This window comes from Geminicoccus sp., assembly GCF_035556675.1.
In the GTDB taxonomy this organism is placed as follows: Bacteria; Pseudomonadota; Alphaproteobacteria; order Geminicoccales; family Geminicoccaceae; genus Geminicoccus.
In genome coordinates this window covers 26,086-37,757 of sequence record NZ_DATMFZ010000031.1, presented here as the reverse complement: position 1 = coordinate 37,757, position 11,672 = coordinate 26,086, and the positions used below count along the sequence as shown (strand labels likewise).

The following is an 11,672-nucleotide window of genomic DNA, read 5'->3' as shown; positions in this document are numbered from 1 at the left end:
CGCTCGTTGCCGCGCACCACGATGTCGGTGAGGGTCACCGTGTCCTGCTGCTGCGCGCGTGCCGCAGGTGTGACGACAAGCCCGGTCACGAGGGAGGTCGACAGCCACAGCGCGGTCAAGGTCCGGCGCGACGCCCGGCTTATCAGCATATGCCCACCCCAGCGGCCCACCGCGTCCGAGCGGACGAACGCGCCTCGATCAGGAAACCCACCCTTTGAGGAACTCGATGACCTTTAGGTTCACCAAATCGTTCCAAGTGGCGAATACCATGAGGGAAAGCACCATGGCCAGTCCGAAACGGAACGCCATTTCCTGGGCCCGCTCGGCCAGCGGACGGCCGCGGATCGCCTCTGCCGCGTACATGACGAGGTGACCGCCGTCGAGCATCGGGATCGGGAACAGGTTGATCAGGCCGAGATTGATCGACAGCACCGCCGTGAACCAGATCGCCGGCACCAGCCCGTCCTGGGAGATCTCGCCGGACATCTGTGCGATCCGGATCGGCCCACCCAGTTCCTGGGTGCCGCGCGCGCCGACGATCATCTCCCACAGGCCGGCGAGCGTGCCGGTGACCATCTTCCAGGTTTCGGTCACCGCCTCGACCGGTGCCGACAGGATCGAGCTGCGCCGGAACTCGATGCCGCTGCTGCCGATGCCGATCCGGCCGATACGATGCTCGTTGCCGAACCGGTCGGTGAGCTCGGTGAGTTCCGGGACCAGCGGCAGGGTCAGCTGGTCGCCATCGCGCAGCAGGGTCACCTCGACGGTCTCGCCCGGGCGCGGCGACACCAGGCCCTGGAGCTGCTCGAAGCTCTCCACCGGCGTGCCATCCACCGCAGTGATCCGGTCGCCGGGCAGGATGCCGGCCACCGCCGCCGGGCTGCTCTCGACCACCTGGCCCACCACGGGCGGCGTGAACGGCCGGCCGCTCACCACGAACAGGAAGGTCAGCGCCAGGATCGCGAACAGGAAATTGGCGGCAGGCCCGGCGAACACGATCGCCGCCCGCTGGCCCACGGACTTCGCCGGGAACGCGGTCCGGTCGGCAGCGAGCGTCTGGTCGCTGCGGGCGCTGGCGGCATCCAGATCGCCATGCATCTTGACGTAGCCGCCCAGCGGAATCGCGCTGAACTTCCAGCGGGTGCCATGCCGGTCGGTCCAGCCCAGCAGCTCCGGGCCGAAGCCCACCGAGAACACGTCGACGCGCACGCCGCAGGCGCGCGCCACCCTGAAATGGCCGTATTCGTGCACGAACACGACCACGGTCAGGATGATCAGGAACGGCACGATGTACTGGAAGAGCGTGCCGATCATGGTGTCAGCTCCGAAACGGGACGATGCGAGCGCTCCACCACCTTGCGCCAGGCTGCCCGGCGGGCCGCCTGGTCGATGGCGAAGACCGAGTCGAGGTCATCCGGCGCGATCCGCCCGTCCTCCGCCAGCACCTCCTCGATCACCGCGACGATGTCGAGAAAGCCGATGCGACGGTCCAGGAAGGCCGCGACCGCGACCTCGTCAGCGGCATTGAGAATGGTAGGTGCGGCCCCGCCCGCCCGCAAGCAGGCCCTGGCGAGCGGTAATGCCGGGAAGCGCTCATGATCGGGCGCGGTGAAGGTCAGGCTGCCGAGTGCTGCCAGATCCAGGCGCGGCACGGAGGAGCCCAGCCGCTCGGGATGACCCAGGCAGTAGGCGATCGGCACGCGCATGTCGGAGCAGCCGAGCTGCGCCAGCACCGAGCCGTCGCAGTAATGCACCATGCCGTGCACCACCGACTGCGGATGCACCAGCACGTCCAGCCGCTCGTCCGGCAGGTCGAACAGCTGGTGCGCCTCGATCAGCTCCAGCCCCTTGTTGATCATGGTGGCGCTGTCGATCGTGATCCTGGGGCCCATCCGCCAGTTGGGATGGCGGAGTGCCGCCTCCGGCGTGGCTGCTCGCATCTCGGCCAGCTCCGCGCAGCGGAACGGGCCGCCGGAGGCGGTGATGGTCAGCTTCTCGACGTCCCGGCCCTCGCTGCCGGCCAGCGCCTGGAACAGGGCGTTGTGCTCAGAATCCAGCGGCAGGAGGCGGGCACGGTGGCGGCTGACCGCGGCCTTGAACAGGGGGCCCGCCGCGACCAGGCATTCCTTGTTGGCGAGTGCCACGGTCGCCCCCTGACGTACGGCGGCGAGGCTGGGCGCCAGACCGGCGATGCCAACGATTCCCGCCACGACCCGCTCGGCCGGCAGCTCGGCCGCGGCCACCAGGGCGTCCGGCCCGGCCGCCACCGCCAGGCCCGTCCCGGCCAGCCGCTCCTTCAGCGGCCCATAGCAGGCGGCATCGCCGATCACGGTGAGTTCCGGCCGGTAGCGCAGCGCCAGCCGGGCCAGCTCGTCGACCCGGGTCTGGGCGGTGAGTGCCACGATCCGGAAGCGTCCGGGGTGCTCGTCCACCAGGGCCAGCGTGCTCGTGCCGATCGACCCGGTAGCCCCCAGGACCGTGAGGCTGGTCATGTCAGGACGTCCGGCCCCAGCAGACGGACGAACAGGGCCGTCACCGGGGCGGCGAACAGGACCGCATCCAGCCGGTCGAGCGCCCCGCCATGGCCCGGGATCAGGTTGCCACTGTCTTTCAGGCCGGCCACCCGCTTCAGGCTCGATTCGAACAGGTCACCCGCCTGCCCCGCCACCGACACGAACAGGGCGGCCAGGGCGGCGATCCCGGGCGTGCCATGGGTACCCAGCGCCACGAGCGCGCCTGCCAGCACGCCGCCCACTGCTCCGCCGATGCAGCCGGACCAGGTCTTGCCTGGGCTGATCGAGGGCGCGACCTTCGGCCCGCCCAGGGTGCGCCCGACCAGATAGGCCGTGGTGTCGGTGGTCCAGATCACCGCGAACATCCAGAGCACGATGGAAAAGCCCTGCGGCTCGACCAGGCGCAAGTCGATGATGACCAGGCAGGGCATGGCGATGTAGATGGCGCCGAAGCCTGCCCGGTTGCCGTCGGTGCGGCCGAACAGGGCACGCAGGAACACCGTGCCCAGCGCCACCAGCCCGGCCAGCGCCAGCCCCTCGGACAGCCCGCCGCGATAGAGCCCGACCAGGCCCAGTATCATCGCCGCCGCCGCGGTCAGGATCGCCCACTCGTTCAGGCCGGTGCGGCCGCGCAGCCGGGCGACGATCCGGCCATACTCGTAGGCCATGCAGGCGACGGCCCCCACTACCAGCAGGTCGAAGGCCCAGCCGCCGGTCCACAGCCCGGCGAGCGCCAGGACGATCAGCACCAGGCCGGAGCTGAGCCGCTTGTAGAAGGCGGGATCGAACTCACGGGCCACCGTCGGTCAGCCGACCACCTGAGCACTGCTGGACGCGCCGAAGCGGCGGTCACGGCGCGCGAACTCGGCGAGCGCTGCTCTGAAATGATCCTCGTCGAAATCGGGCCAGGCGACGTCCAGGAACACGATTTCGGTATAGGCGAGCTGCCACAGGAGGAAGTTGCTGATCCGCTGCTCGCCGGAGGTGCGGATCAACAGGTCGGGATCGGGGATCTCGGCAGTGGTGAGGTGCTTGGTGATCAGCGCCTCGTCGATGGCATCCGCTTCCAGATGCCCGGCCTTGGCGGCGTCGACCAGCTGGCGCACCGCCTGGGTGATCTCCCAGCGGGCACCGTAGTTCAGGGCCAGGACCAGATCGAGCCGGGTATTGCCGGCCGTCAGAGCCTCGGCCTCGTTCAGCATCAGCCGGATGTCGTCGGCCAGCCGCGAGCGGTCACCGATCACCCGGACCCGCACGCCCTCCTTGTGCAGCTCGGTCAGCTCCTTGCGCAGGTAGAAGCGCAGGAGGTTCATGAGCTCGTTGACCTCCAGCGCCGGCCGCCGCCAGTTTTCCGAGCTGAAGGCGAACAGGGTGAGGTAGCGCACCCCTTCCTTCACCGCGGCACGGATGGCGCGGCGGACGGAATCGGCGCCGCGGCGATGGCCCATCACGCCCGGCATGCCGCGCGCCCGAGCCCAGCGACGGTTGCCGTCCATGATGATGGCGACATGCACCGGCGGCGACGAAGCCGGGCCCGGCAGAGAGGACGGTAGAATGGACAAACGCGTCGGCCCCCAGGCTCTCAGACCTGCATAATGTCCTTTTCTTTCTGCACAAGCAACTGGCCGACCATCTCGATGTGCTTGTCGGTAAGCTTCTGGATAGCGTCCGAATGCTTGGCCTGCTCATCCTGGGAGATGTGACTGTCCTTTTCCAGTTTCTTGAGCTGGTCCATGCCATCGCGGCGTACGTTGCGGATCGCCACCCGGGTGCTCTCCGCGTACTTCTGGGCGAGCTTGACCAGTTCCTGACGACGCTCGCGCGACATCTCGGGCAGCGGCAGGCGCATGACCTGGCCTTCGACCTGGGGGTTCAGGCCCAGATTAGCGGAACGGATCGCCTTCTCGACCGCCTTGGCGAGACCTCGGTCCCACACCTGGACCTGGAGCATCCGCGCATCGGCCACCGTGATCGTCGCGCACTGGTTGAGTGGCATCTCCTGGCCATAGGCCTCGACCACCACCGGCTCCAGCATGGCCGCAGACGCGCGGCCGGCGCGCACGCCCGAGAGTTCCTTCTTCAGCGCCTCGATGGCGCCGTCCATCCGCTTGTTGACCGAATCCAGATCGAAACTCTTCACGCTCATCCTATTCCTCCCCGCCGATCACGGTGTGCGGTCCCAGCCCCTGCACCACCTTCGCATAGGCGCCGGCCTCACGCACCCGGAACACCACGACGGGAATACGGCTCTCGCGGGCAAGTGCGATCGCCGAGGCGTCCATCACCCGCAGATCGTCCGCCAGGACCTTCTGGTAGCTCAGCCGGTCATAGCGGGTGGCGGCGGGATCCTTCTTGGGGTCGGCGGAATAGACGCCATCCACCTGGGTCCCCTTCAGGATGGCGTCGCAGTTCATCTCCGCGGCGCGCAGCGCGGCACCGGTGTCGGTGGTGAAGAACGGGTTGCCGGTGCCGGCCGCGAACAGCACCACCCTGCCCTTCTCCAGGTGCCGGATCGCCCGGCGCCGGATATAGGGCTCGCACACCGCCGACATCGGGATGGCCGACATGACGCGGGTCGGCACGCCGGCCCGCTCGATGAAGGCCTGCACGGCCAGCGCGTTGATGACCGTGCCGAGCATGCCCATGTAGTCGGCGCTGGCCCGGTCGATGCCCGAGCCGGCCAGGCTGGCGCCGCGCACGATGTTGCCGCCGCCGATCACCAGGCATTGCTGGACGCCCAGCGCCTGGACGGCCGCGACATCGTTCGCCAGCCGCTCCAGCACCTTGCGATCGTGCCCGGAGGCCTGCTCGCCGAGCAGGGCCTCGCCGGACATCTTCATCAGGACCCGGCCCCAGCGCGGTGCCAGGCCCACGGATGTGCTGCCGGAAGTGACGCTATCCTCGCTCATCGCGTCGCCGCTCCCTTCCGCCGACATCCGTCGACCATGCTCGTCACCAATCGCCGGATCAGACGCCGGCGAGCTTCGCCACCTCGGCGGCCAGATCGTCGGCCGGGCCCTTGTCGATGCCCTCGCCGACCTGCATCCGCACGAACGCCGTCAGCGCCACCGGTCCACCGGCATCCTTGGCCGCCTGGGCGACCACGTCCTTCACCCGCTTGTCCGTGTCCACCACGAACACCTGCTCCAGGAGGACGACCTCCTCGTAGAACTTGCGGATACGGCCGTCGACCATCTTCTCGATGATGTTGGCGGGCTTGCCGGAAGCGGCCGCCTGCTCGGAGAAGATCTTGCGCTCGCGCGCCACCACGTCCTGGTCGAGCGCGTCGGCCGAGATCGCCTGCGGGCTGGTCGCGGCGACATGCATCGCGATCTGCTTGCCGGTCTCGGCGAGCTTCGCCTTGTCGCCGGTGGAGGACAGCCCCACCAGCACGCCGATCTTGCCCAGGCCCGGCCCCTGCTGGCCGTGCATGTAGCCGGCCACCACGCCGTCCTCGACCTCGACCAGCGAGGTGCGGCGCAGCGTGATGTTCTCGCCGATCACCGCGATCGCGTTGGTGATCTCGTCGGCCACGGTACGGCCGGACGCGGTGGTCAGGCCCTTGAGCACCTCGACATCGCCGCCGGCCTTGAGCGCCAGGGTCGTGATCTCCTGGACCAGCGCCTGGAACTGCTCGTTGCGCGACACGAAGTCGGTCTCGGCGTTGACCTCGACCAGCGCACCGCGGTTGCCCTCGGTCGCGACGCCCACCAGCCCGTCGGCCGCGGTACGGCCGGACTTCTTGGCGGCAGCGGCCAGCCCCTTCTTGCGCAGCCAGTCGACGGCTTCCTCGTAGTTGCCCTCGGTGGCTTCCAGCGCCTTCTTGCAGTCCATCATGCCAGCGCCCGTCTGCTCACGGAGCTGCTTGACGAGGGCGGCGGAAATCTGAGCCATGATACTGTTTCCTGAAGGTCGATCGGTGCGTCGGGTTCAGTTGCTCGCGACGGGCACCGGGGCCTCCTCGCCCACGACCTCGCCGGTGTCCGGCAGGGTGGTGGTGTCGACCGTCAGCTGCTCAGCCAACTCCGGCTCGGCCACTGATCCGCTGGCCTCGACCGGCTCGATCGCCTCGATGGGCTCGATCGCTTCGGCCGACAGGTCGACCGCCTCACCGATATCGGTGCCCGACGCGGTCAGGTCGGCGGTGATGCCGTCCAGCACGGCCGCGACGATCAGATCGAGATAGAGGTTGATCGCCCGCGCCGCGTCGTCGTTGCCCGGGATCGGGAAGCGGACCACGTTCGGGTTGCTGTTGCTGTCGCAGATCGCCACCACCGGAATGCCGAGCTTGTTGGCCTCGGCGATCGCGATCTCTTCCTTGTTGGTGTCGATCACGAAGATCAGGTCGGGCAGGCCGCCCATGTCCTTGATCCCGCCCAGCGAGCGCTCGAGATTGTCGCGCTCGCGGCCGAGGTTCAGGAACTCCTTCTTGGTCAGGTGGCCCTGGCCACCCTCGACCCGCGCCTCGATCTCGCGCAGCCGCTTGATCGACTGGCTGATCGTCTTCCAGTTGGTGAGCGTGCCGCCCAGCCAGCGATGGTTGACGAAATACTGGCCGCAGCGCCGCGCGGCGTCGGCGACCGGGCCCTGGGCCTGGCGCTTGGTGCCGACGAACAGCACGCGGCCACGACCGGCCACGACGTCGCGGATGGTGCGCAGGGCACGGTCCAGCTGCGGCACCGTCTGGGTCAGGTCCAGGATGTGGATGCCGTTGCGCACGCCGAAGATGTACGGCGCCATCGCCGGGTTCCAGCGCCGGGTCTGATGGCCGAAATGCACGCCGGCTTCCAGCAGCTGGCGCATGGTGAAGGTCGGGAAGGTCATGATCCTAGGATCCTCGGGTCGGTTCTTAACCTCCGCGGGCGGAAACGCCGGGCGGGACCCGACGCACCGAATGAGGGCGTGCCAACAGGGCACGACGACGCCCGCGTGCGAGATGGCCGGGCTTGTACACGGCAGCCGCCCGCGGTGCAAGCATGCGCGGCCTTCATGCCGCAGCTCAGTCGGAACTCAATCCGGGCCCCGGCCGCTCGGCCAGGGCCCGGTTCCTGGCCGCCTCGACGGCCAGCGTGAAGCCCTGGGCCAGCCCCAGCGCCTCGGCCATGATCACTTCCGACAGGCCGTCGGCCGGGCCGCTCAGCACCGAAATGTCGCGCCAGACCAGCAGGTTGGACCGGGCCAGGTGATCCCCCTCACCCGGGACGCGGTAGGTCAGCAGGTGCTCGGCATCCAGCTCCAGCACGACGATGCAGCTGCCGCCCTCGGTCACATGACCGAAGGCGCCGATGGTCAGGAACGCCCGCAGCTCCGGGTCTCCGCCGGCATCGGCCTGCTCGATCAGCCCGAACCCGCTGGCCGCGAGCGCCTCGCCCACCGCAGTGCGCGCGGCATCCTCCTGCGCCCAGCACTCCGCGCCGATCCGGTTGTCGGTCGTGACCGAGACCTCGCTGAGCGCAGCCAGGATCGGCCAGCCATTGGCGGCGAACCCGGCTGCCGGGTCGGCGCGGGCCGGCCAGGCCAGGGCCACCAGCATGAGCATCGCCAGCCGCATCGCCATGACCCTGCTCCCACTGGCCCCGTCCAAGGGCGTGATTCTCCTAAGCCGGCGGAAAGACTTCAACCTTAATCGGTCAAAGGGTGATCCTATTTCTACTTTCCGGAAATATTCGGCCTGTCTGGTCAGCTGCCCGCGGGCTGGCCGGCCTGCGCTGCCACGCGGCTCGCCCGCTCGCTGGTCCACAGCGTGACAAACACGCCCGACCCCACGATCACCAGGATCCCGGTCCAGGTCCAGGCATCCGGCAGATCGCCGAACAGGAGCCAGCCGAGCGCCACCGTGCTGACGATCTCGAAATAGCCCAGCGGCGCCAGCACGCTGGCCGGCGCCTGCTCATAAGCGCGCAGCAGGAGGAGATGGCCCACCGCAGCGATCGTGCCGATCGCGGCGAAGCCCAGCCAGTCCAGCCAGCCGAGCGGCTGCCAGACGAACGGCGCGATCGGCGTCATCAGGACGGCACCGACCAGGGCGCAAAAGAACAGTGACTGGAGATGCGGCGCCAGTCCCGCCAGCTTGCGGGTCAGGATGATGTAGACCGAAAAGACGAAGGCAGTGGAGAACGCCAGGAGCGAGGCCGGCTGGAACACCGCCGCGCCCGGCCGGATGATCAGCAGTGCCCCGCCCAGCCCGATCAGTGCCGCCAGGATCTTGGCGCCGCTCAGCTGCTCGCCCAGCAGGGCCGGGGCGATCAGGGTCACGATCAGCGGGTAGACGAAGGCCAGCGCCAGCGTCTCGGCCATGGTCAGGTGCATGAGGGCGGTGAAGAACAGGAGGGTCGCAGCCAGCAGGCAGGCGCCGCGCACGACCTGCAGCCAGAAGCGCGGCGGGGTCAGTGCCCGCCAGCCGAAGCGCGGCAGCACGATCGGAAGCAGCACCAGCATGTTGAAGGCATACCGCCCCCAGGTGAGGTGCAGGGGATGGAATCGTTCGCCCATGAGCTTGGCGATCCCGTCCAGGACCGGCAGGATCGTGAACGCGAGCAGCACCAATCCAATTCCGAGAAGCGCGCCCTTGTCCGGCCTTGCCAACGTCGTCCCTCCGATCTTCCGCAGCCGGCACGGCTGGCCGCGCCACCGCTAGCCCGTCGCCATGGCAAAGGTGAAGCGCAATCCGCAGCAAGCCGTGCGCAGCCGCACGAAGCGTACCGGCAAGGACCCGAGGCCACGCCCGGCCCTGCCAACGCCACAGCAGTCCGCTTGGCTGCCGGGTGCCCTCGGGCAGTTCCTCAAGGCACTGCGCTGGGCGGGCCTGGCCCTGCTCCTCCTGGTGTTCCTGCCGGCGCCGCTGCTCCTGGTCGGCCGGTTCGTGCCGACCTGGTACACGCCCCTGATGTTCCTGCGCCTTGCCGAAGGCGAAGGCCTGCAACGGCAGTGGACGCCTTTGGAGAAGCTGCCGGTCCCGCTGCGCAGCATGGCGCTGGCCTCGGAGGATCAGCTGTTCTGCAGCCATGGCGGCTTTGACTGGAAGGCCCTGGAGCGCCAGCTCCAGCGGGTTCAGGCGGGCGAGACGGCCAGGGGTGCCTCGACGATCAGCCAGCAGACCGCCAAGAACCTGTTCCTGTGGGATGGGCGGAGCTGGCTGCGCAAGGGGCTGGAGGCCTGGTATACGCTGCAGCTCGAGGTCATCTGGCCCAAGCGTCGGATCATCGAGGTCTATCTCAACATCGCCGAAATGGGTCCCGGCGTATATGGCGCGGCCGCCGCGGCGCGCTACTGGTTCGGCAAGGATCTCGCCGCCATGTCACGTTTGGAGCTGGCACGGCTCATCGCGATCCTGCCGGCCCCGCGGGCATGGCGCGCCGAGCCGGCATCCGCGAACCTGCAGGCGCGTGCCCGACAGATCGACGCGCGGGCCAGAGCACTGGGAGAGCTGGACGCATGCGTGCGCTGACCGTCATCCTCGTGACCCTCCTGGTGCTTGGCCCGCACCCCAAGCCCATCGACGCCGCCATCCCACAGCGCCTGGAGGGGCTGGCGCTGGTCAACGAGGACGGCAGCCTGTCGATCGGCGGCACCCAGGTCCGGCTGGCCGGCATCCTGATCCCACAGCTCGGCACGCTCTGCATCGAGGACTATCGCGGCACCAGCTGCTCCGATTTCAACGTCCGTCGCCGCCTGGAGCGCAAGATCAGCGGCTTCGTCCATTGCAACCTGTATGGCCGCGGGCCCGACGGCGTGGCCCAGGGCGTCTGCACCGTGGAGGGTCGCAACCGCTTCCGCCCGCGCCAGGATCTCGGCGCCTGGCTGGTAGCGCAGGGCCTGGCCATGGCATTGCGCACCGCCCCTGCCGAGTACGAGGCCCTGCAGCAGGTCGCCAAGGCCAACCGCACCGGGATCTGGTCGGGCTCGCTCATGCCGCAGATCGACGACTGGGGCGACGATTCCCGCTTCTGAAGAGTCTAAGCTCCGGACGAGTCCTTCCTGGCCACGATGATGCTGCTGCCGGTCGGCAGCACGATCCGCCGCACGTCCTGGCAGCCGGCGCTGGCCAGCCATGCCGCGTGCTCGCCTTCGGTATAGGCGGCACCCGCCGGGTAGAGATTCATGAGCGTGAGGTCCAGGAGCACCGCCGAGGGCGGACCCCGCCGGTCGTTGTCGAGAATGCCTCCGCCGATGATCACGACGGTGCCGCCCGGGCGCACCGCGGCCGCCGCATGGCGGATGGCGAGGCCCGCTTCATCCGGTCCCAGGACCTGCACCAGCGCACGCAGGACGGCCAGGTCGTAGCTACCGGGCGGTGGGCCGGCCAGGATGTCGCCTGCCAGGGTCGTCACCCGCTCGCCGCCCGGTGTTTCCTGGAGCAGGGCCGCCGCCAGCCTCGCATTCCTCGGCAGCTCGAACAGGATCGCACGCCGCTCCGGTTCCAGGACGCACAAGGCGGCAGCCAGCCCGCCCGAGCCGCCGCCGATGTCGATCATGCTGCGCACCTCTGCCAGATCGAGCCGGCGGGCCAGATCCTGCCCGGCCGCAACCGACAGCGGGTGCATACCGCGCAACATCGCCAGCATCGCCTCGTCGGGTGCCCCGGCGAAGTCGTGCATGGCTGCCGGCTGGCCCGACCGGATCGACCGGGCGGTCTGCAGGTCGGCATGCCAAAGCTGGGCCAGCAGCTCCTGCCCGCCGAGATGGCCGGGCCGCCCCTCGACCAGGAAGGCCGCGGCCTCGGCCGCGTTGCGGAACCGCCCGTCCGCCTCCTCGAGGAGGCCCGTGACCACCAGGGCGCGGAGCAGGCGGGCCAACCGCCCCGGGTCCGCGTCCAGTGCTGCGGCAAGCTCCCGGGCCGTGGCCGGACCGGCATCCAGTCGGGTGAAGACGCGCAGCTGCATGCCCGCCAGGAGGGCCATGGCCGGAGCGACCCCGGCCTGCAGGCGCCGGATCGTGTCCGGCTGCACCGGAGCCGAGCCGATGTCCGACCGATGCCCGGCCGTGCTGCTGTCCGTTCCCGCCGGTGAACCTGCCGTCATCGCCTGGTCGTCCTCGTCATCGCCACGAACCATCTCCGGCACGACCGGGGATGCCGCACCGCCGCTGGCCCCTTCTAGCATGGGAGCCCGCCAGCCGGCCGATGGAGTTCCTGCCGGCCATCGTGATAAGCCGGCCGCT

The 11,672-nt window shown here is 69.2% G+C and carries 13 protein-coding genes; 2 read left to right on the top strand and 11 right to left on the bottom strand.

Features of this window, described 5'->3' with window-relative positions:
* Positions 1-198: 198 nt before the first annotated feature.
* From rseP to VNS22_RS02160, 10 genes are all read right to left on the bottom strand, one after another.
* Positions 199-1,314 (bottom strand): RIP metalloprotease RseP, encoded by a 1,116-nt coding sequence (rseP, locus tag VNS22_RS02205; protein WP_325729151.1) that lies wholly within the window; start codon positions 1,312-1,314, stop codon positions 199-201.
* On the bottom strand, positions 1,311-2,492 hold the full coding sequence (locus VNS22_RS02200; RefSeq protein WP_325729149.1) for a 1-deoxy-D-xylulose-5-phosphate reductoisomerase: 1,182 nt from the start codon (positions 2,490-2,492) through the stop codon (positions 1,311-1,313). The genes rseP and VNS22_RS02200 overlap by 4 nt, the downstream gene beginning before the upstream one ends.
* Positions 2,489-3,313 carry a phosphatidate cytidylyltransferase gene (locus tag VNS22_RS02195; RefSeq protein WP_325729147.1) on the bottom strand — a complete coding sequence of 275 codons (825 nt, stop codon included), beginning with the start codon at positions 3,311-3,313 and terminating at the stop codon, positions 2,489-2,491. The genes VNS22_RS02200 and VNS22_RS02195 overlap by 4 nt, the downstream gene beginning before the upstream one ends.
* A 6-nt stretch (positions 3,314-3,319) precedes the next feature.
* On the bottom strand, positions 3,320-4,054 hold the full coding sequence (locus tag VNS22_RS02190) for an isoprenyl transferase (RefSeq protein WP_349261684.1): 735 nt from the start codon (positions 4,052-4,054) through the stop codon (positions 3,320-3,322).
* Positions 4,055-4,095: 41 nt separating this feature from the next.
* The gene (gene frr, locus VNS22_RS02185; RefSeq protein ID WP_325729144.1) at positions 4,096-4,659 is read right to left on the bottom strand and encodes a ribosome recycling factor; all 564 of its coding nucleotides are present in this window, start codon (positions 4,657-4,659) and stop codon (positions 4,096-4,098) included.
* Position 4,660: 1 nt separating this feature from the next.
* Positions 4,661-5,422 (bottom strand): UMP kinase, encoded by a 762-nt coding sequence (gene pyrH, locus VNS22_RS02180; protein ID WP_325729143.1) that lies wholly within the window; start codon positions 5,420-5,422, stop codon positions 4,661-4,663.
* 58 nt (positions 5,423-5,480) lie between these two features.
* Complete coding sequence (gene tsf / locus VNS22_RS02175) at positions 5,481-6,407, bottom strand: translation elongation factor Ts (protein WP_325729141.1); 927 nt, start codon at positions 6,405-6,407, stop codon at positions 5,481-5,483.
* Positions 6,408-6,443: 36 nt separating this feature from the next.
* The gene (rpsB, locus tag VNS22_RS02170; protein WP_325729139.1) at positions 6,444-7,337 is read right to left on the bottom strand and encodes a 30S ribosomal protein S2; all 894 of its coding nucleotides are present in this window, start codon (positions 7,335-7,337) and stop codon (positions 6,444-6,446) included.
* A gap of 175 nt (positions 7,338-7,512) precedes the next feature.
* Complete coding sequence (locus VNS22_RS02165) at positions 7,513-8,070, bottom strand: hypothetical protein (protein ID WP_325729137.1); 558 nt, start codon at positions 8,068-8,070, stop codon at positions 7,513-7,515.
* Between the two features lie 122 nt (positions 8,071-8,192).
* A complete protein-coding gene (locus tag VNS22_RS02160) occupies positions 8,193-9,059 on the bottom strand; it encodes a DMT family transporter (protein WP_325729156.1) in 867 nt (288 codons plus the stop codon).
* A 133-nt stretch (positions 9,060-9,192) separates the two neighbouring features.
* On the opposite strand from VNS22_RS02160, the gene mtgA reads away from it, so the two are divergent.
* Complete coding sequence (mtgA, locus tag VNS22_RS02155) at positions 9,193-9,960, top strand: monofunctional biosynthetic peptidoglycan transglycosylase (RefSeq protein WP_325729135.1); 768 nt, start codon at positions 9,193-9,195, stop codon at positions 9,958-9,960.
* Complete coding sequence (locus VNS22_RS02150; protein WP_325729133.1) at positions 9,948-10,463, top strand: hypothetical protein; 516 nt, start codon at positions 9,948-9,950, stop codon at positions 10,461-10,463. The genes mtgA and VNS22_RS02150 overlap by 13 nt, the downstream gene beginning before the upstream one ends.
* Positions 10,464-10,468: 5 nt before the next feature.
* On the opposite strand, the gene VNS22_RS02145 is transcribed toward VNS22_RS02150, so the two are convergent.
* The gene (locus VNS22_RS02145) at positions 10,469-11,614 is read right to left on the bottom strand and encodes a methyltransferase (protein ID WP_325729131.1); all 1,146 of its coding nucleotides are present in this window, start codon (positions 11,612-11,614) and stop codon (positions 10,469-10,471) included.
* Between the last annotated feature and the right edge of the window lie 58 nt (positions 11,615-11,672).